22 protein-coding genes are annotated in these 18074 nt (G+C 71.2%); 10 read left to right on the forward strand and 12 right to left on the reverse strand.

The window, feature by feature from the left end; genetic code table 11:
- The first annotated feature begins 41 nt into the window (after positions 1 to 41).
- Together EP757_RS35435 and EP757_RS35440 are read left to right on the forward strand one after the other, a co-directional pair.
- Positions 42 to 1511 (forward strand): GGDEF domain-containing protein, encoded by a 1470-nt coding sequence (locus EP757_RS35435; protein WP_232050166.1) that lies wholly within the window; start codon positions 42 to 44, stop codon positions 1509 to 1511.
- 154 nt (positions 1512 to 1665) lie between these two features.
- Positions 1666 to 2328: a DUF4097 family beta strand repeat-containing protein gene (locus EP757_RS35440; RefSeq protein ID WP_127552739.1), complete on the forward strand. Its 663-nt coding sequence runs from the start codon at positions 1666 to 1668 to the stop codon at positions 2326 to 2328.
- On the opposite strand, the gene EP757_RS35445 is transcribed toward EP757_RS35440, so the two are convergent.
- From EP757_RS35445 to EP757_RS35455, 3 genes are all read right to left on the reverse strand, one after another.
- Positions 2325 to 3716 (reverse strand): hypothetical protein, encoded by a 1392-nt coding sequence (locus tag EP757_RS35445; protein ID WP_127552740.1) that lies wholly within the window; start codon positions 3714 to 3716, stop codon positions 2325 to 2327. The two genes, EP757_RS35440 and EP757_RS35445, sit on opposite strands and share 4 nt — an antisense overlap.
- Before the next feature lie 20 nt (positions 3717 to 3736).
- A complete protein-coding gene (locus EP757_RS35450) occupies positions 3737 to 4426 on the reverse strand; it encodes a uridine kinase (RefSeq protein WP_232050739.1) in 690 nt (229 codons plus the stop codon).
- Between the two features lie 77 nt (positions 4427 to 4503).
- The gene (locus tag EP757_RS35455; protein WP_127552741.1) at positions 4504 to 5688 is read right to left on the reverse strand and encodes an MFS transporter; all 1185 of its coding nucleotides are present in this window, start codon (positions 5686 to 5688) and stop codon (positions 4504 to 4506) included.
- Between the two features lie 83 nt (positions 5689 to 5771).
- Here EP757_RS35455 and EP757_RS35460 point away from each other — a divergent pair, with 83 nt between their 5' ends.
- The 5 genes from EP757_RS35460 to EP757_RS43555 all read left to right on the forward strand — a co-directional run bounded on the left by EP757_RS35460 (position 5772) and on the right by EP757_RS43555 (position 8882).
- Positions 5772 to 7358 (forward strand): GGDEF domain-containing protein, encoded by a 1587-nt coding sequence (locus tag EP757_RS35460; RefSeq protein WP_127552742.1) that lies wholly within the window; start codon positions 5772 to 5774, stop codon positions 7356 to 7358.
- A 110-nt stretch (positions 7359 to 7468) separates the two neighbouring features.
- Positions 7469 to 7843, forward strand: coding sequence for a helix-turn-helix transcriptional regulator (locus tag EP757_RS35465; protein ID WP_232050740.1), 375 nt, complete (start codon positions 7469 to 7471; stop codon positions 7841 to 7843).
- Positions 7844 to 7853: 10 nt separating this feature from the next.
- Positions 7854 to 8264, forward strand: a complete 411-nt coding sequence (locus tag EP757_RS35470; protein ID WP_127552744.1) for a VOC family protein — start codon at positions 7854 to 7856, stop codon at positions 8262 to 8264.
- 30 nt (positions 8265 to 8294) lie between these two features.
- Complete coding sequence (locus tag EP757_RS43065; protein WP_160165985.1) at positions 8295 to 8459, forward strand: hypothetical protein; 165 nt, start codon at positions 8295 to 8297, stop codon at positions 8457 to 8459.
- A 75-nt stretch (positions 8460 to 8534) separates the two neighbouring features.
- Complete coding sequence (locus EP757_RS43555; RefSeq protein ID WP_197725456.1) at positions 8535 to 8882, forward strand: hypothetical protein; 348 nt, start codon at positions 8535 to 8537, stop codon at positions 8880 to 8882.
- Positions 8883 to 8898: 16 nt separating this feature from the next.
- Here the strand turns inward: EP757_RS43555 and EP757_RS35480 are convergent, their stop codons facing one another.
- Entirely contained in the window at positions 8899 to 9630 is a 732-nt protein-coding gene (locus tag EP757_RS35480) for a GNAT family N-acetyltransferase (RefSeq protein WP_162521024.1), read from the reverse strand.
- Positions 9631 to 10320: 690 nt separating this feature from the next.
- Here EP757_RS35480 and EP757_RS35485 point away from each other — a divergent pair.
- Together EP757_RS35485 and EP757_RS35490 are read left to right on the forward strand one after the other, a co-directional pair.
- A complete protein-coding gene (locus EP757_RS35485; RefSeq protein WP_127552746.1) occupies positions 10321 to 10968 on the forward strand; it encodes an HNH endonuclease family protein in 648 nt (215 codons plus the stop codon).
- Between the two features lie 48 nt (positions 10969 to 11016).
- Positions 11017 to 11391 (forward strand): VOC family protein, encoded by a 375-nt coding sequence (locus EP757_RS35490; protein WP_127552747.1) that lies wholly within the window; start codon positions 11017 to 11019, stop codon positions 11389 to 11391.
- Here the strand turns inward: EP757_RS35490 and EP757_RS35495 are convergent.
- The 3 genes from EP757_RS35495 to EP757_RS35505 form a co-directional block, all read right to left on the reverse strand.
- Complete coding sequence (locus EP757_RS35495) at positions 11386 to 12003, reverse strand: 2'-5' RNA ligase family protein (RefSeq protein ID WP_127552748.1); 618 nt, start codon at positions 12001 to 12003, stop codon at positions 11386 to 11388. The two genes, EP757_RS35490 and EP757_RS35495, sit on opposite strands and share 6 nt — an antisense overlap.
- Before the next feature lie 43 nt (positions 12004 to 12046).
- On the reverse strand, positions 12047 to 12535 hold the full coding sequence (locus EP757_RS35500) for a hypothetical protein (protein ID WP_127552749.1): 489 nt from the start codon (positions 12533 to 12535) through the stop codon (positions 12047 to 12049).
- A 71-nt stretch (positions 12536 to 12606) separates the two neighbouring features.
- Positions 12607 to 13341, reverse strand: a complete 735-nt coding sequence (locus EP757_RS35505) for a discoidin domain-containing protein (RefSeq protein ID WP_160165986.1) — start codon at positions 13339 to 13341, stop codon at positions 12607 to 12609.
- A gap of 397 nt (positions 13342 to 13738) precedes the next feature.
- On the opposite strand from EP757_RS35505, the gene EP757_RS35510 reads away from it, so the two are divergent.
- Complete coding sequence (locus tag EP757_RS35510) at positions 13739 to 14026, forward strand: nucleotidyltransferase domain-containing protein (RefSeq protein ID WP_232050167.1); 288 nt, start codon at positions 13739 to 13741, stop codon at positions 14024 to 14026.
- Here EP757_RS35510 and EP757_RS35515 read toward each other — a convergent pair.
- From EP757_RS35515 to EP757_RS35535, 5 genes are all read right to left on the reverse strand, one after another.
- Positions 14012 to 14485, reverse strand: a complete 474-nt coding sequence (locus tag EP757_RS35515; RefSeq protein ID WP_197725457.1) for a DUF1707 and DUF4190 domain-containing protein — start codon at positions 14483 to 14485, stop codon at positions 14012 to 14014. The two genes, EP757_RS35510 and EP757_RS35515, sit on opposite strands and share 15 nt — an antisense overlap.
- Before the next feature lie 9 nt (positions 14486 to 14494).
- The gene (locus EP757_RS35520) at positions 14495 to 14914 is read right to left on the reverse strand and encodes a DUF1810 domain-containing protein (protein WP_127552751.1); all 420 of its coding nucleotides are present in this window, start codon (positions 14912 to 14914) and stop codon (positions 14495 to 14497) included.
- A gap of 54 nt (positions 14915 to 14968) precedes the next feature.
- Positions 14969 to 16186, reverse strand: a complete 1218-nt coding sequence (locus EP757_RS35525; RefSeq protein ID WP_127552752.1) for a hypothetical protein — start codon at positions 16184 to 16186, stop codon at positions 14969 to 14971.
- Positions 16187 to 16297: 111 nt separating this feature from the next.
- Entirely contained in the window at positions 16298 to 17182 is an 885-nt protein-coding gene (locus EP757_RS35530; RefSeq protein WP_127552753.1) for a hypothetical protein, read from the reverse strand.
- Positions 17183 to 17209: 27 nt separating this feature from the next.
- Positions 17210 to 18031 (reverse strand): SDR family oxidoreductase, encoded by an 822-nt coding sequence (locus EP757_RS35535; protein ID WP_174262475.1) that lies wholly within the window; start codon positions 18029 to 18031, stop codon positions 17210 to 17212.
- Positions 18032 to 18074 lie beyond the last annotated feature (43 nt).

Raw genomic sequence — 18074 nt, forward strand, 5'->3', positions numbered from 1 at the left:
GACCGATCACCAGCAGACCGGACCCCGGCGGAGGAGGACACTTGCACACCTGGACCACCCGTGTGCCTTCACCGCGCCGGTTGTCGGGCGCCTACATCGGGCTCGGCGTGCTCTACGTCGCCGCGATGCTCGGCCTGGCCGGGTCGTCGGCGCTGCCGGAGGACTTCATGGCCGCCGAGGCGGCCCGGTTCGCGTTCGGCCTGTTCGGCGTGTCCGCCGCGGTCCGCGCCGCCCGGCTGCCGCACCTGCCGCGCCGGCTGCGGCAGGCCTGGGCCGCTGTCGCCGGTTGCTTCGCCGTCCTGGTGGTCAGCGCCCCGGTGCTGCTCGTCATCGGCACCTCGGAGACGGCCGACGCCGTCATTCACGTGATCTTCGTGGTGGCGCTGCTGATCGCGCTGCAGCTCTTCCCCCTCGCCCGGACCAGCCGCCGGGGTCAGGTGAAGACCGCCGTCGACGCCCTGACCGTCCTGGTCGGCGGCTCGATGGTGCTCTGGTACACCGCGTTCGACCCGCTGCTGCAGAGCGGCCGCCTCACCGTGGACGTGACCGTCAGCGCCGTGCTCTACCCGATCGGCGACCTGGCGCTGCTGTTCAGCGTGTCCCGGGCTCTGCTGCGCGGGGCCGACGACACGGCACGCCGGCCGTTGCGGCTGCTCACCGCGGGCACCCTGGTGCTGTTCCTCGGCGACGCGGTGAACGGGTACCTGGACGCGCACGACCTGATGCTCGGCTCGAACTGGCAGTTCTACTGGTGGATCACCACGGATGCGCTGCTCGCCGCGGCGGCCGTGGAGCAGAGCCGCCCCTTCCTCACGAAGACGGCCCGCCCGGGCCTGCGGATGGGCCGGTTCCTGCCGTTCCTCGCCGTCATCGTGGCGCACGCGATGATGTTCGAGGCAGCGGTGAAGTCGGGGGACTTCTCGCCGTGGGGTGGCCTCGCCCTGGGTGGCGCGGCGCTCAGCGCGCTGGTGCTGTACCGGCAGACGCTGGTGCAGCGGGAGTCGGACGAGCAGGCGCTCACCGACCCGCTGACCGGGCTGGCGAACCGGGCCCGGTTCCGGGCCACCTCGAACAAGAGCCTCGGCAAGGGTGCGACCGCCGTCCTGGTGATCGACATGAATAGCTTCAAGGAGATCAACGACACGCTCGGGCACAAGTCCGGTGACCTGGTGCTCGTCGAGTTCGCCGAGGTGCTGCGGCGGTGCGTGCCCGCGTCCGGCCTGCCGTGCCGGCTCGGCGGGGACGAGTTCGCGGTGGTGCTCAGCGATCTCGGATCGGCGCAGCAGGCGTACGAGATCGCCGGCCGGCTGGCCGCCGCGCTCGGCCCGGTGGCGATCGACGGCAAGCTGATCACCCTGGCCGCGAGCATCGGAGTGGCGGTGTCGGCGCCGGGCGAGCTGACCCACGACGAGCTGGTGCACCGCGCCGACCTGGCGATGTACAAGGCGAAGGCGCTGGGACCGGAGACCCGCTGGGCAGTCTGGCAGGAATCGCTGGAGATGGCAGCCTGAACGTTGTTGCAATCAGGCGTCGGCCCATTGCAACACTTTAAGCACGCTGAGCTGGGATGACTTGATCGCCACGCAACTCTGCCGTTGCCACGAAATGGAAAGCAACGTAGCGTTTCCGGTATAGGAAACACCGGAACGCACCGAGGAGCCCACCGTGCAGAAGTTCGCCACCCCCGCCCCGATCGCCGCCGTCCTCGACATCCCCGCCGGCCGCGTCCAGCTGATCGCCGCCGACCGCGCGGACACGACCGTCGACATCCGCCCCGCGACCCCGGGCAGGAGACGCGACGTCCAGACCGCCGAGCAGACGACGGTCACCTACGCCGACGGCGTCCTGACCATCACCACCCCGAAGCAGCCCCGGCAGCTGCTCGGCCCGGGCGCGATCGAGGTGACCGTCCAGCTCCCGGCGGGCTCCCGGGTCGACGGCCGTTCCGCGGCCTCCGAACTGCGCGGCGTCGGCCGCCTCGGCGAGCTCACCTTCGACGGCGCCCACCACCACATCAAGATCGACGAGGCGGCGCGGGTGACGCTGACCGCGGTGGACGGCGACGTGGTCCTGGGCCGCCTGACCGGCCCCGCCGACATCACCACGACCCGCGGCGACATCCGCATCAGCGACGCCGTCCGGGGCGCACTGACCCTGACCACCCAGCAGGGCGACATCGACGTCACCACAACCCCGGGAGCGTCGGCGACCTTGAGCGCCGGCACCTCCTACGGCCGGGTCAGCAACGCCCTGAAGAACAACGGCACTCCCGACCTGACCATCGAGGCCACCACCACCCACGGCGACATCACCGCCCAGGCCGCCTAATCCGCGGGAAGGGAATGCCGTGCCCCGGTCAGGAAATCCTGGAATCCCGTGCCCGCCGCCTGCGCCGCTATGTAGAGCGCCTCGACCGCCGCCGCCAAGTCGTCCCGTTCGTCCAGGGCGAGCAGGGCCGGGAACGCCACGGCCTGGTGCAGGATGCGGGCGGACGGGCCCGGGAGCAGGGTCTGCGGGACGGCCGGGTCTTCGAACAGGCGGCGGAACGCTTCGGCCTGGTCGGTGAAGGGACGGTCGCCGGACTCGGCAGCTCTCAGGGCCTCGGCGATCCAGCCCACCTGATCCAGGGCGGCCGACTCCAGAGCCTGACGGGCCGCCCGGTTCGCCACCGCGCGCTGCTGGCGCGGTGGCAGGGCGGCCACGGCGTCCAGCAGGGCGCGGTCCAGCGTGGCCAGCTGTTTCGCCCGGGCTCGCAGACCTCGCAGGCGATCGGTGGGCGGCGTACCACCCCAGGCCTTCGCCTCCCGCTCGGTGCGGCGGCGGCGTTCCTCCTCGGCCCGGCGCGCGGCTTCGGTGGCCGCGGCACGCATCGGCGCCTCCCAGGCCGGCGGCTCACCGTCGGGCAGGTCCAGCAGATGGTCCCAGATCAGGCCGAGCAGCACGGCCTGGCTCGCGGGCACATTCTCATGACGCAGGATCAATTTCCCATTCCGTACGTCGACCCGCACGATTCCCGGCTCACCGTCCGGCAGGGCGGTGGAGTCCGAGCCGGCGAGCGGGTGCCACGTGAAGGAGTAGGCGTCGCCGGCCGGCCGCAGGTGGATCTCCACGTCACCGGCGTAGATCGTGGCGGGCGGCGTCCAGGGCCGGTCCCGGCTCCGGACCACCGTGACCCGGGGTTCGCCGTCAGCCGCGGGACCGAGCCGGGAGATCGCCCAGGTCGCCGCCGCGGCCGGTTTCTGCGGCCACGGCCCCCGGCTGCCGTCGTCGAAGAGGGTGCGCGGGCCGGACTCCTCGGTCACCGGCCAGATGTGCACCTCGTGCTGCTCCGGCGGGTCCTCGCCGGTGCGGACGGATTCGTGGATGCGGTTACGGGCGTAGATCCGTACCCTCGCCAATCCCGGCCCTGCCAGCGGCACGTCGGTGAGTCCCTCGCGCGGCCCGGCCATCAGGCCCAGCACGGTGACCGTCCCGGACGGCGCCCAGAGCGTGGTCTCGCTCGCGGCATCCCACTCGTCGATGCCCCGCAGCGGCGGCTCGGCCGCGGAGACGACGATCCGGATGTCGATCTCGCCGGTGTGCACGCCGGTGAAGCCGGTGCACTCGGACGGCCCGCCGACGTGCAGGAGCTCGTCGCCCACGGTGTAGATGTCGAGGCCGTCGCCGCCCTCACCGGTGTACACCTGGTACTGGCAGTAGCTGACGAACATCGACATGGGTCGACACTGTATCGCGGTCAGCTCACCGCTGACCGTGGTGTCGGTGCGGTGCTCCTCGACGGTGACTTCGAGGAGGTCTTGACCTTTCCGGGCGGGCTGTCACCGGTGCCGAGGACGAGGAAACGGGCGCGGTCCCAGGGGCGGTCCCCGCTGAGGAACGGGATCTCCTCGGCCATCCACTCGTCCCACTCGCGCTTCGCGACGTCCTCCTCGTGGCCGTGCAGCCGGATGTCACGGGTGATCCCGCGCCGCTCCGCCTCCACGAAGTCGGACTGCACCCAGATCGCCACGTCGAAGTATCCGGCGAGGTCCTGCCGCGAGGCTCCGACCCCCTCCACCACGACGACCGGGCAGCCGGCCGGCACCTCGATGTGCCCCTCCCGGTCGCGTTCCTCCCAGGCGGGCGGGCGGAAATGCGCGGCCTCCCCGGCGTGCAGCGGCTTGAGGATGCCGTCGGCCATCAGATCGGACCAGCCGAACCGGGAATGCCACCAGGCCACGTCGTCGGTGTGCACGATCGCCGACCCCGGTATCCGCCGGAGCAACTGCTCGGCCAGCGTGGTCTTGCCGGCGCCACCCCGCCCGTCGACGGCGATCAGGATCGGCCGCCCGTCCGGGATACCGGCCGCGGCCAGCACCGACGCGGTGAATTCGTCCCAGGTCTGCTCACGCCACGACTCCGCCGGCGTCTCCTCCGGTCCCAGCATCACGTTCGTACCGTAACGCGAGTCCCCTTCTCCCCGATGCCCTTCCGCCGCTCCGCTTCCGGGTGGGCACGCCCGCCTCAATGCCGGTTGGGCAGCACCCTGGCGCAGATCACCGTGAGAACACCCGCCACCACCACCGTGAGCAGGGCGACCCGCAGGCTGGAGAGGTCGGCGACCGCGCCGACGAGGGGCGCCGACAGCAGGAAACCCGCCCTCAGCAGCCAGCTGGAGACCGTCAGCCCGACACCTTCCGGAAGTCCCGGCAGCTCGTCGGCGCTGTGCATCGCCGCCGGAACGAGGGTGGCCGTGCCGAGACCGGCGCAGGCGAACCCGATCAGCGTCATCGGCACCGACGGGAACGCCAGGGCGAGGCCCATGCCGGCCGCGGCGAGGGCGCCACCGGCGACGACCACGGTGCGCTGGCCGAAACGGTCGACGACCCGGTCGCCGGTGAGCCGGCCGAACGTCATCGCGACCTGCAGGGCGACGAACGCGAGGCCGGCCACGGCGGCGCTGGTGAGCAGTTCGTTGCGCAGGTAGAGGGCACCCCACGAGGAGCCGGCGTCCTCGACGAGGGCGCCGCAGGCGGCCAGGACGCCGAGCACCGCGAGGATCTTGACGGCGTGAGCCGAATATGCGCGTTTCGTGCCACGCGAATCCGATGTCGCCTCTGCCCCGTCGGGACCGGGGAGCATGAATTTGAAGGCGAACATCGCGACAAGGCTGAAGACGACCGCTGAAATCCCCAGGTGCACCGGCAACGACAGCGCCAACCCGGCCGCCGCCGACCCCATCAACCCACCGAGGACGGCACCGACACTCCACAACCCGTGCAACGAGTTGAGGATCGACCGGCCATACAGCCGCTGAACTCGCAGCCCATGAGCGTTCTGCGCCACGTCGATGATCGCATCCAGGGCGCCGGCCACGAAGAACACCGCGCCGAGCGCCCAGACGCCGGGGGCGAACGCGAGCAGGAAGACGAGGGCGGCGAGCAGCACGATGCCGATCGACGCCACCCGCGCCGAGCGGAACCGCCGGATCACCGTAGCGGCGAACAGCCCGGCGATGAGGGCGCCGAGCGGCATCGCGGCGATGGCCGACCCGAGGGCCGCGTTGGTGAGGCCGAGTTCCGCTTTGAGCTGCGGAAACCGGGGGACGACGTTGGCATACAATGCGCCGTTGGTGAGGAACACCAGAGCGACGGCCATGCGGGCCAGGCGCGCCTCTCGGGCAGGCGCGATGCGGGTGGCGGTGGACATGCGTACGATCGTACATACGCTATGTACGTCTGTACACAACGCAACTTCCTCATCGGGACGCCCGCCCGGCCGATAACGCATGAGTGGAGAGGTCACACAAGGCCGCGGAGCGGCGTCGCGAGATCATCGCGCCGGCGTTGCGTCAGGACCCGCTGCTGACCGCCGCCGGCTGGTGGACCATCCTCGCGGTGATCCTCTTCTTCACGCTGTCCGGGCACACCGAGGCGCAGGTGCGGATCTACTGGGCCTTCCAGGTGCCGCTCGACCTGCTCCTGGCGTATTCGTCGTGGCGGGTCTCCCGGGTCGCCACCGGCGCGACCCGGCGATTCTGGCGCGTCCTGACCGCGTGCGGCGTCCTGTTCGTCGTCGGCGACACCACTCAGACGCTGTCCGTGCTGCTCGGCAGCGTCAGCGGCCTGACCAACGGCGGCGCGGTGCAGAGCACGTGCTTCGCGGTCGGTCTCGGCATCCTGATCATCGCGATGCTGGCCCACCCGCACCCGTCCCGGTCCGGCCGGGAGCGGATCGCGTTCTGGCTGGACTCGGCGACGGTGCTGGTCGGCGGCGCGGTCGTGGCCTGGTGCTTCGCCGCCGACAGCGAAGGGTCGACCGGCGACCTGATCGCCACGCTGGCGGCCGGCGCGGTCATCCTCACGGCGGCCTTCGCCTCCACCAAGATGAGCCTCAGCGGCAACGCACCGATGCACAAGGCGGCGGTGCTGCCGATGCTCCTCTCGGCCGGTTTCAACAGCATCGGTTTCTTTCTGGCTCCCGGTAGTTCGGGCTCGCTTCCGGCGTACGTCTTCGCCCTGCGCTTCCTTCCGAGCCTGCTCATCGCCGCCGGTCCGCGCACCCAGGAGATCATCGCCCGCTTCGACCAGCACGCGTTCGGGGCCAAGCGCCGCAAGCCGTACAGCCTGCTCCCGTACGGCTCGATCGCGATCGTCTTCGGCGCGCTCGTCTTCATCGTCAGCTCCAGCCAGTCCTTCGAGCGCGGCGACGAGAGCAAGCTGTGGGGCGTCATCGCGGGCCTCGGCGTCATCATCGCGCTGGTCGCGGGACGGCAGCTGGTCGCCTTCCACGACAACACCAGGCTGATCAAAGAGCTCGACCACACCCTCGCCGAGCTGCGCGAACACGAGACCCGGCTGCGTCATCAGGCCAACACCGACGGCCTCACCGGACTCGCCAACCGCACCCATCTGCAGGAGGAGATGACGGCGGCCCTGGACCACCACGAGCCGGAGACCGTGTCGCTGCTGCTGATCGACCTCGACGGTTTCAAGGCGGTGAACGACACGCTCGGTCACCCGGCCGGCGACGCTCTCCTGGTGGGCGTCGCCGGGAAGCTCACCGAGTCGGTGCGCGCCGGCGATCTGGTGGCACGGCTCGGCGGTGACGAGTTCGCCGTCCTGCTGCACGACTGCGACGAGACCTCCGCCGAGCACACCGCACGCCGCATCCTGCAGGCGATGGAGACCCCGATCCCGGTCGGCGACGGCGCGATGGCGAAGGCCAACGCGAGCATCGGCGCGGCCACCGCCGGTGTGGACGCGGACATCGAGTCGCTCCTGCGCGATGCGGACATAGCGATGTATGCGGCGAAACGCGCCGGTAAGGGCTGCTGGCGCGTCTACCACCCGGGCCTCGCGGGGGTCCAGGCAGGCTGATCGCCGGACCTTCTTTTCCCGTACGGGGGAAGCACCGCCCTTCCGCGTCATGCGAAGGTGGGCTCGTGACTCTCGACGACCTGGTCCGGTTGCGCCGTGCCCGGGACCGGATGGACCGTGACTACGCGGAACCGCTCGACGTCCCGGCGCTGGCCCGGGACGCCTGCATGTCGGCCGGTCACTTCTCGCGCAGTTTCCGGGCCGCGTTCGGCGAGACGCCGTACAGCTATCTCATGACCCGCCGGATCGAGCGCGCCAAGGCCTTGCTGCGCCGCGGCGACCTGTCGGTGACCGAGGTCTGCTTCGCCGTCGGCTGTACGTCCCTCGGCTCGTTCAGCACCCGGTTCACCGAGCTGGTCGGGGAGAGCCCGAGCGCCTATCGGGCCCGCGACCACGAGGCCGGCGCCGCGATCCCGGCCTGCTACGCCAAGATTTACACGAGACCGGTCAGGAACGGAGAAGCCGGCCGCTCGCCGCGTCCGTAGCGTGGACCGCATGACAGTCCGGATTGCGACCACGTTCATCGCCGTCGACGACCACGACAAGGCGCTCGGCTTCTACCGGGACGCGCTGGGCCTGGAGGTCCGCAACGACGTCGGCTTCGAAGGGATGCGCTGGATCACCCTCGGCGCAGCCGACCAGCCCGACGTCGACATCGTCCTGGAACCGCCGCTCGCCGACCCCAGCGCCTCCCCGGCCGACCGCGAGGTGATGGCCGAACTGCTCGCCAAGGGCCTGCTCCGATCGGTCCTGTTCACCACCGCCGACGTCGACGCCACGTTCGAGAAGGTTCGGGCCGCCGGGGGTGAGGTGCTGCAGGAGCCGATCGATCAGCCGTACGGCGTCCGCGACTGCGCCTTCCGCGACCCGGCCGGCAACATGGTGCGGATCAACCAGAAGAAGTGAGATGGCGCCGTCGCCGGGTATCCGGTTTCCATGACCGACGAACCGCGGACTCCTTCCACCCCTGAGGTCGGCACCAGCGACGAGAACCCTGGGGTCGGCAACAGCGACGAGAACCGGCAGGACGACGAGAAGCGCCCGGAACCGGCCGAGGACGAGCCGGGCGTGCCCGAACCACAGATCGAACCGGCCGGCTGAGCTGGGCCTCCTTACACAGGAGGCCCACAGATCTCTCATGGGTCAGGGCCAAGAGCAGGGCCGATCGTATTCCTCATGACCGACATCGCGATCCGCATCCCGCAGACCCAGCCCTTCTCCTTCCCGGCCGGATGGCGCCTCCGCGGCGCTGCCGTGGCGGCGGCCGTCGTCCTCGGCACCGCAGGCAGCACGGCGGCCGTCCGCTACGCCGACCACGGCGTGGCGGTCTCCCCTCTCGCCGCCTCCGCCGCTCCTGCGGTCTCCCCGGCCGCCGCTGTTTCGCCGGCTGCCGCTGTTTCGCCGGCCGCCGCTGTTTCGCCGGCCGCCGCTGTTTCGCCGGCCGCCGCTGTTTCGCCGGCTATCGCTGTTTCGGCGACCAGCATCGCGCCGGTTTCGGCGGGTTCGTTCCGCGTCATCGCGTGAACCGGGGAATCCGGACTCAGCTCTCCAGCGGTGGCCGGGTGTGCCACACCGAGTCGCCGGCGATCTCGAAGCCGGCCGACTCGTACAGCGGCCGCCCGGCCTCCGTGGCGATCAGCGTGAAGTGCCGCTCCGGCGCCGTGGCCAGAGCCGTGGTCAGCACCGCCCGGCCGGCGCCCCGCGACCGTTGTCCCGGGAGCGTCGCCAGCCAGTAGACGCCGACAGCCGTACCGTCGTCGAACGTGTACGCGGCCGCCGCCGGCTCACCGTCGTACCACCCGATCCACACCTTCCACCCCGGCCGCTTCAGCACCTCGGCGGGGAGCGCCCGGCCCGGCTCCCACGGCTGATAGGCGGGCAGCGGAAACCCGTCCACGATCACGCGCTCCGCCACCGCCAGCGTCTCCGGATCCTGAACCTGCTCCACCCGCACCGCAGGAGTGGCAGCGTCCGCACCCCCGGGCCGCCGCGCCGCAGAAGAGGCAGCGTCCGCACCCCCGAGCCGCCGCACCATGATCGGCATCCCCGGCTCCGCGCCGCCGAACCCTTCCAGCACCCCGAAGGCGTCCTCCACGACGAGCCTCCGCCGAGGCGCCAGCCCCATGACCTCGGCCGCGTCCGCCGTGTCGTCGAGAATCACGACGCGGGCGCCGGTGTCATGCTCGGCCAGCAGGTACCCCCGCCCGCGCACCGGCTCCGCCACTTTGGAAGCCCACATCCCCGCCGCGTTCTCCAGGTGCATTCCGATCATGGCCGCATGATAGGCGCCCGCCGGCTCCCCCGAGCCGTGCAGCCGCCGCCGTCGCGACCTCCCGGAGCGCACGCACAGCCGGTCAACCCCCGGAAGGCTGTGACCGGCCGCTGCTCGACGAGGCGACCAACCACGAACGACCACCAACGACCACCAACGACCACCAACCGGCCACCGACCGACCACCGACCACCGACCACCGACCACCGACCACCGACCACCGACCACCGACCACCGACCACCGACCAGATCTTGAGTGACATCTGATGCTCTGAGGTGCAGTTTCGCCCAAGATCTGAGAACAGCGCGGGCTTTCAACGCCGCACGTCAGAAGTTCCGGCCTTCCCGTGCTGCTCAGGTGCGTGACGTCGGCACACACCGTGTGACCTGGCTTCTGCTGCCACGGAACAGCCCTCCGGACACCGGCGCGACCGGTGTTCCCGCATCGTTGCCACAGCCGCTGCCCGGTGCGTGAGGGGACGCCGGGGCCGGCGGCGGCGGGCGCCGGGGGGAGGGGCCGTCAGGTGGCGATGGAGACGGGGCGGTTTCGGTTGTGTGATGGGCGGGCGTCAATCCCGTACAAAAAGGTATTGTTCTTTTTTGTTCGGACATGAGAAATTCACGTACGTCGACATCTCGTGACGTTCGGCTCCCGTAGATCTATGTGTGTCCACCTCGGACATCGAATCGATGGGAGCCCCTATGCGCCTGTCCCTCCGTCCCCTCATCCCCGCAGCTCTCGCAGGTGTTCTGGTCAGCCTGTTCCTCGGCGCCCCGGCCGAGGCGACGCCGCCCGGCATTCCGAGCAAGGCGACCGCGCAGACCTATCTGAACTCGCTGACGGTTGCCGCCGAGGCCAATGCCGGCACTTATGACAGGGACCTCTTCCCGCACTGGATCACGATCAGCGGCACCTGCAACACGCGGGAGACGGTTCTCAAGCGCGACGGTTCCAGCGTGGTCACGAGTTCGGCCTGTGCGGCCACGTCGGGTTCGTGGTACTCGCCCTACGACGGCGCCACCTGGACCGCGGCCTCCGACCTCGACATCGATCACGTGGTGCCGCTCGCCGAGGCCTGGCGTTCCGGCGCGAGCGCGTGGACGACCAGCAAGCGGCAGAGTTTCGCCAACGACCTGACCCGTCCGCAGCTCATCGCCGTGACCGACAACGTCAACCAGTCGAAGGGCGATCAGGACCCGTCGACGTGGCAGCCGTCGGTGACGTCGTACAAGTGCACGTACGCCCGGATGTGGATCGCGGTCAAATACTACTGGGCCCTCAAACTGCAGTCCGCGGAGAAGACGGCGCTGCAGACGGCGCTGAACACCTGTAGTTGATCACTTCCCGGGGCGGCGGCGCCGCCCCGGGAAAACTACGGTGGAGGCATGGCCTTCATTGCTCAGATCTCGCTGGGAGTCGCTGTTGCGGAGCGAGCGGCGGTGTTCTGGGAGGCCGCGCTGGGATACGTACGGCGGGCGCCTCGCTGGGACGACGACGACTGGATCGTCATCGAGCCGCCGCCGGGGGTGGCGGGGGCGCCGATCGCGATGGACGTCAGCGAGAGCCGGGTGGAGGACTACCCGCGCATCCACCTCGACCTGTACGCCGGGGAGGCCGGATTGGAGGCCGAGGTGGATCGGCTGGTCGCGCTGGGGGCCGGCCGGGTCGACTGGCCGCATCGGGCCGGGCCGGGTGAACCCGAGTTCGTGGTGCTCACCGACACCGAGGGCAACCGGTTCTGTGTGGCAGCGGGCCTATAACGGGATCGTGTCGACCAGTGACCAGGTGATGGTCTTCGCCTCCGGGTCGCCGGCCACGTCGACCAGCTGCACCGCCGTGACGGTCATCGGCGCGTGGCTCGGGCGGACCCGGCTCAGGTCGCGCTGGACGTCGGCGTTGTCGGCCTCGCCGTGGGCGTAGGCGACGGCCATGTGCGGGATGCCGGCGTGGTATTTCAGGGCCGCGGGGCCGCGCACCCGGCCGACGGATTCGTTCACCGCCGCTCCCAGCCGGACGATGTCGTCGTCGGGGTGGACGTCGAACGTCACGCCCGAGTGCCGTGCCAGGCAGCTGCCGATCGTCAGCTCGAATCCGCCGAAGCCCGCCAGATCCGCGCGGAGGGCGGCGGCCAGCTCGGCGCGGTCGGCCGCCGAGTAGCGCCCGCCGAACTGGTCGGTGATCTGCATGAGGGTGATGTGCAGCCAGGGATCCCCGACGGGCGTCAGCGGGTACGGCGCCAGCGCCTCACGGCAGCCCTGCGTCAGTTTCGCCAGTTCGGGGTTCTCGGCCAGGTCGGGGACGGCGTAGACGTGCAGGAGCGTCTCGCCCGCGGGCCACTCGCCGGTTCCGTGCCGCAGCTCGAAGGGTTTCACGGCGGCAACTCTAGAAGATTGCCGCCGTGCGCAGGGGACGGTGTCAGTTCACGCTGCGGTCGACCGGCTCGTCCGGGTCGGCGCTCGCACCCGAGCCGCCGGTGGACTCCTCCGGGATGCTGGCCTTCAGGGCGTCGACGTCCTGGCAGACCGTGCGGAACTTGAGGATCTCGGAGCTGACCTGGGCGGTGAGGGTCTGCTCGTCCGGGTTGCCGGCGGCGGCCTCGGCCTTGCGGACGCTCAGCTCGAGAACGTTGGCCTGGGTGGCGACCAGCGTGCTCTTCGCCTGCTTGCCGGCGCTGATGATCTGGTTGGCGGACTCCAGATCCAGGTCGTGGCCGGCCGTGCCACGGACCGCGTTCTCCGCCAGCGTGCAGGCGGTCGCGGTGCTCTCGTCCAGGCCGGACAGGTCCGCCGCGGAAGCCGCGGTGGCGGCGCCCGGTGCGGCCGTGTTGTCGTCGTTGCTGCCGCAGCCGCTCAGGGCCAGAGTAAGCAGCACGCTTGTGGCGATCACTGCGGTGGTTGCTCGCATGGCGGGCAACGCTACCGATCCGGTCAACACGGGCGTGCCGGGGCAAGCCGGTTTGTGACCTAGGTCTTCCGTCAGCGCACTTCGAACTCCAGCAGCGAGTAGCCGTAGGAGCTGTTCCGCTTGGTGCCGTACATCCGGACATACCGTGCCACCTGGCCTGATGCGCTGACCGTGACGCTGCCGCCCTTGCCCGCCTCGGTGGCGTAGATCGGCGTCCACTTCCGGCCGTCGAGCGAGGAGTCGACGCGGTAGGCGACCCCGTACGCCGCCTCCCAGTCGAGCGTCACCTCGGACAGCTGCCACCGCTCCCCCAGGTCGACTCTGATCCACTGCGGGTCGGAGAAACCGCTCGACCAGCGCGTGGCCGGGTCGCCGTCGACGGCGTACTTCGCGAGCCACGGATCGCCCTCGGCCGCCGACGCGGTGACCGCGCCGCCGAGGGCCAGGTTGACGCCGCGGGGGTTCGCCCTGCCGGCGGGCGCGGGAGACGCGGACGGGGATGCGCTCGGGCTCCTGCGCGGCGCTGTCGGCGATGCCACGGGCTCGGGTGACGACACCGGGATCGGCGGGACGCTTGCGGTCACGGGCGCGCTCGGCGATGACGTGACGCCGACCGGGCCGGCCTGCCGCGTGGGCGCGGGCCGGGTGCTTTCTCCCGCCCATCCTTCGTTGTACGCGTAACCCGCACCGCCGCCGGCCGCCAGCAGGGCTACCACTACGCCGGCGACGGTGCGGACCCGCCGCCGCGAATCGCGCCCGGCCACCGTCACCGCATCCGGCGCGGGCTGCTCCACCGGTGCCTGCACCAGCGGAAACGCTCCCGGGGCCGCGCCGGTTCGGGCAGGCGGCCGTGGTGGCATCCGGGTCAGGCGCAGGTTCCCCGCCCGCGACGGCCGCTCCCCCGCCGGCGAAGAAGTCCCCGGCGCCGGCGACGAAGCACCCGGAGGCGGCGACGAAGCCCCCGGTCCGCCGCCGGATCGGTCGGGCACCTGCCCCTGGCGGTCGAAGCCATCCAACGAAACCGTCCCCCGTGTCGCTTGCCGGCACGCGATCTGCGCGCCGCAGCGCCGTATCTTGGCGCATGACCCTGTCCGTGGAAGCACATCGGACGGCGACTCCGGGAGCGATCCCACCCCGGGCTGCGGGAACGCTCCCGAAGTGATGCCGATCACCCTTGCGTGTCGTCACGAGAAGGATTCCTGCATGAATACGGAACGAACGGAGCCCGGCACGCAACGGCAACTCGCGGCCATCGCCGAGGTCGCCGCGCTCGGCATTCCGGTGTGGCTGCGCGGCGGGTGGGCGATGGACTTCTTCCTCGGGTACGTGAGCCGGCCGCACCGGGACGTCGACTGGTTCGCCTGGGCCGCCGACGCCGACCGGATCGCCGCCGCGCTCACCGACGCCTCGGTCCCGCCGGTTCTGGCGGAGGAGCTGGTCGCGCTCCGGAAGTGCTCGGCGCCGGAAGTAGGTGGCCTAGAAGTCGTCTGAGGAGAACGCGAAGAACAGGATGAAGACGATCTGGAAGATCAGCCCGAGTGCGCCCAGACCGATCCCGGCGACCGCCATCCCCCGATTCACCGGGGACCGCAGCCCGATCACCCCGCTGATGATCGCCCCGATGGACAGGAAGGGGCCGACCGGGACACAGAACGTCGCCGGCAGCGAGAGCACGCCGAGGACCAGGGCGACCAGGGGCGCGCCGCCGTTCGGGGAGGGCGGCGGCGGTGGCGCGGTCCTGCCGTAGACCACGGGGTGGGTGCCGGTGTGCGCCGGGAGATCCCAGACCACGCGGGACAGCTCGCCCCAAGTGCGGCACGCGTAGGCCTGCCGGGTCCGCTCGCTGAACTCCTCGATGGACAGCCGGCCCTCGGCGGTCGCCTGGTTCAGGCGGGCCACGATCGTCTCGCGGTCGGCGTCGGACACCCGCATGTGTGGCTCGCGGTACATGTCCGGAGACTATCCGGGCACGTCAAGCAAGCGCAGCGTCCGGTCATCCGGTCCGTCGTAGAAAACGTCCAGCACTCGGGTGAAGATCGCCGGATCGTCAGCCGCACGGGCGAACAGCGTCATCGAGGACCGCAGCTTCAGGTCGTCGGGGTAGCCGAAGATCTGCGTCGCCGACCTGTCCGGGTGCGCGAGGACCGCTGTGGCGCAGGAGACCAGCCGGGGTCCGAGCAGCGGATGGGCCATGTACGCCCGGGCCTCGGCCAGGTCGCGGATCGCGTACTGCTGGGCGGTCGGGCTGCTGCCCAGCCCGGCGAGTTGCGGGAAGATGAACCACATCCAGTGGCTGCGCTTGTTCCCGTCGACGATCTCGGCGTGGGCGCGGTCGTACACGCCCTCCTGTGCCCGCACGAAGCGCTCCAGATCCCCCATGGTCGGGATTTTCCCTCGGTACGCCGCCCGCAAACCGTTGATGACCGCGCCCGATCACGAGCGCAGCCACAGTGTGCCGCCGCCCGCCGCAGCGATCCGGCCGCCGCGCAGAGCGAGCAGCGCGGAGGGCGCACCGTGGCATCCGAGGGGTTCGGCGACCCAGGCGGTGGCGTCCCGGCGGTAGACGTTCGCGCAACCCGCCGCGTCGGCCGGCCCGGCCGCGAAGACCATCGGCGACGGCGAGGGCGGGCCGCCCAGCACCATCCGGTCCCGGAGTTCGGGCGGGCTCAGCTCGAAGATCGCGGAAAGCGGGCCGGTCGCGGGCAGCGGGCGTTCGTCGGGCGTCCAGGTGAGGCCGTCGCGGGATTCGAGGACGAGCGGGCCGCCCCCGGTTTCGGCGAGCGCCACGAAGCCGTTGCCGTCATGGACCACGTCGACGATCGCCCGCGCACCGGATATTTCTTGATATTTCCAATTCCGCCCGGCATCCAGGCTCCACCACACGACCCCCCGGCCCCCGGCCTCGCCCACGATGACCGCGGTGACCAGCTTCGTCGAGCTCGCGACCGGCAGGAAGGATCGGGTGGCCACGGCGAGCGGCTCAGCGCCGTCCGGGGCGGGCAACGGGTTCTCGTCCCAGCTGAACCCGAGATAGTTCCAGGTGGCGAGCCGGTCGCCGTGCCGGCCCGCGGCCAGCAGGAACGCGTCCATCTCCCCCACCGCGGAGGGAAGCGGCGCTTGCGAGGCGGCGGACAGCTCGCCGGGGAACCACTCGGAGGCCCAGCCCGACGGCGGCCCGGTCAGGACCTCGGTCCCGGCCCGGCCGTCGCTGTAGCGGTGCCGCACCACGGTGGCCGGCGCGCCGTTGAACAGCGAACCCCGTGTCTCGTTGACCACCCCGATGAGTGTCTCGTCGTCGACGAATCCGCTGCTGCCGGGACCGGGTGGGGCCGGTGGCCACAGCCGTGCGGGCGCGGTGCAGTCGCCTGCGCTCCTCCAGCCTCCTATCCCGGAGACGTCGCCGGGGCCGGTGACCGTCCCGACCGCCTGGAAGCACGAATCATGGAGGATCAGCGCGCCCACGTCGGCGGCCGAGTCCGGTGGTGCCGTGAAGACGCCCGGGTACGCCTGCCACTGCCCCGCGGCGGCGAACGACGGCCACGGCTCCGGCTCCCACGGCGGGGAGGGAGACGGCGGCGGCGCGGACGTGCATCCCGCGAGCAGCAGCACCAGAACCAGCACACCGCGCCCGAGCACACCGCGCGACCACACACAGCGAGACTAGGCCTCCGGCGAGCCGCGCGAAGGCGAGATCAGGCCTCCGGCGAGCCGCGCGAAGGCGAGATCAGGCCTCGGACGAACCGCGCCGAGGCGAGATCCGGCTCAGGCGAGCCGGGCGATGCGAAGCCCGGCGAAACCGGGCATGCTGCGCCGGGCCGCGCCCAGACCGCTGACGCCTTCGACTGTCACTTCGACGATGTCGGCGTCGGTGAGGACCAGGGTCTCGCCTCCGGGCGGCATGCGCAGGATCAGTTCGCCGTTGTCGCGGACCTCGCCGCCCGCAGCGGTCAGCCCGGTCGCTCCGGTGATGAGGTAGGGGTCGAGGTGCGGGTGCGGGGTCGCGAGCAGGTGCTCCGACCGTACCGAGAGAATCCAGGGAAGACTGAGGGCGTCTCCCAATCGGGCGAGCGCGCACCGGCGGCCCGCCGCGTCGGCGAAGGTGACCACGTGATCGAACCCGCCGCGCCCGAAGACGCCACGGTGCGCGACAGTGAACGCGCTGCCGTCGTAGGAGCCGACCGCGAACGCGTCGCCGGCGAGCAGCACCCAGGCGCCGCCGAGCGGGAAGAGCTGCGGGCGGCGGGCGTCCTCCCACGCCACCAGATCCGAGGCGAATTCCCAGGTCAGCGAATCCGATGACCGATATTGCACAATCCGGTCGGGGCCGGCCAGGAGCATCCGCCACTCGTCGGCCTCGCGCCACACATAGGGGTCACGCAGGTCCGGCTCCACGGTGAGGACGGGCGAGGAGGAGGACGCCCGGACCACCTCCCCGGGAACACGCATGAAGTAGACCCCCGGCCCCGGCGCACCCGAGACCGCCTGCTCGTGCCAGATCACCAGGTCGTCGGAGACGGCTTCGCCGAGACCGCCCGCGTTCGCGTAGTACAGCCGGTACCGCCCGTCCTCCCGGGTCACGCCGTAGATCTCGTCGACCTGGCCGGCGCGCGGGGAGAAGTGCAGCCGGGGCAGGGGCACAGGGTCCATGTCTCTGCGTAGCACCCCGGCCGGGTGTCAGGGAAGCAGCAGCTGTGCCACTCCGGTGGCGGGCCGTCCGGTCAGGTCGGCCACATGCGTGGTCACGGTCGCCAGTTCGCCGGCCGCGATGGCGAGATAGGTGGAGACCCACGCGTCGACCTGCCAGCGCGGAGCGCCGTAGACCGCCCGGGACTCGTACGCCTCGTCGAGCGTCTCGTCGTGATAGGAGACGCCGAGGATGCGTGCGATCTCGCCGAGGCTGAGCGCTTCCGGGCCGGTCAGCTCGTAGGTGCGCCCGGTGTGTGCCGCCGGGTCGCGCAGCACCGCCACCGCGGCGTCGGCGATGTCGTCCTGCGCCACGGCCGCCACCTTCCCGTCGCCGGCCGGTCCGCGGATCACACCGTCGGCGCCGGCCAGGTGCGGCAGGAAGTCGGCGTAGAGGTTGTCCCGCAGGAACGTCGCGGGGATGCCCCGGGCGAGGATGTGCTGCTCGGTGGCGTGATGATCACGAGCGAGGGTGAAGGTGGCCGACGGCGACGCGCCCGCGAACGAGATGTAGACGAGGTGACCGACGCCCGCCTCCGCCGCCGCGTCGACGAACGTGCGGTGCTGGTCCACCCGGTCCTCGGTCTCCGACGCGGACACCATCAGCACGGTGTGCACGCCGTCGAGCGCCTTGCGCACGGCGGGTCCGTCGGAGAAGGGCGCGATCACCGCTTCGGCGCCGGGCAGCCGCGGCGCTTTCGCCGCGTCGCGCACGAGCAATCTCTGGGGTACGCCGGAAGCACCGAGGCGGCGGGCCACCCGCCCGCCGAGCTGTCCGGTGGCGCCGGTGACCGCGATGGTGTCAACACTCATGTGGTCCATCCTGCCGGGGCGGGAGGGTGGTCCGCCCCGGCAG

Source organism: Actinoplanes sp. OR16 (assembly GCF_004001265.1).
In the GTDB taxonomy this organism is placed as follows: domain Bacteria; phylum Actinomycetota; class Actinomycetes; order Mycobacteriales; family Micromonosporaceae; genus Actinoplanes.

Coding starts and splice junctions, on each gene's coding strand:
- EP757_RS43065 (WP_160165985.1), top strand. CDS start 8,295: ATGACCGACGAACCGCGGACTCCTTCCACCCCTGAGGTCGGCACCAGC.
- EP757_RS35455 (WP_127552741.1), bottom strand. CDS start 5,688: ATGTCCACCGCCACCCGCATCGCGCCTGCCCGAGAGGCGCGCCTGGCC.
- EP757_RS35510 (WP_232050167.1), top strand. CDS start 13,739: ATGAATACGGAACGAACGGAGCCCGGCACGCAACGGCAACTCGCGGCC.
- EP757_RS35515 (WP_197725457.1), bottom strand. CDS start 14,485: ATGTACCGCGAGCCACACATGCGGGTGTCCGACGCCGACCGCGAGACG.
- EP757_RS35530 (WP_127552753.1), bottom strand. CDS start 17,182: ATGGACCCTGTGCCCCTGCCCCGGCTGCACTTCTCCCCGCGCGCCGGC.
- EP757_RS35490 (WP_127552747.1), top strand. CDS start 11,017: ATGGCCTTCATTGCTCAGATCTCGCTGGGAGTCGCTGTTGCGGAGCGA.
- EP757_RS35450 (WP_232050739.1), bottom strand. CDS start 4,426: ATGCTGGGACCGGAGGAGACGCCGGCGGAGTCGTGGCGTGAGCAGACC.
- EP757_RS35470 (WP_127552744.1), top strand. CDS start 7,854: ATGACAGTCCGGATTGCGACCACGTTCATCGCCGTCGACGACCACGAC.
- EP757_RS35520 (WP_127552751.1), bottom strand. CDS start 14,914: ATGGGGGATCTGGAGCGCTTCGTGCGGGCACAGGAGGGCGTGTACGAC.
- EP757_RS35480 (WP_162521024.1), bottom strand. CDS start 9,630: ATGATCGGAATGCACCTGGAGAACGCGGCGGGGATGTGGGCTTCCAAA.
- EP757_RS35500 (WP_127552749.1), bottom strand. CDS start 12,535: ATGCGAGCAACCACCGCAGTGATCGCCACAAGCGTGCTGCTTACTCTG.
- EP757_RS35535 (WP_174262475.1), bottom strand. CDS start 18,031: ATGAGTGTTGACACCATCGCGGTCACCGGCGCCACCGGACAGCTCGGC.
- EP757_RS35445 (WP_127552740.1), bottom strand. CDS start 3,716: ATGTCGATGTTCGTCAGCTACTGCCAGTACCAGGTGTACACCGGTGAG.
- EP757_RS35485 (WP_127552746.1), top strand. CDS start 10,321: ATGGGAGCCCCTATGCGCCTGTCCCTCCGTCCCCTCATCCCCGCAGCT.
- EP757_RS35465 (WP_232050740.1), top strand. CDS start 7,469: ATGGACCGTGACTACGCGGAACCGCTCGACGTCCCGGCGCTGGCCCGG.
- EP757_RS43555 (WP_197725456.1), top strand. CDS start 8,535: ATGACCGACATCGCGATCCGCATCCCGCAGACCCAGCCCTTCTCCTTC.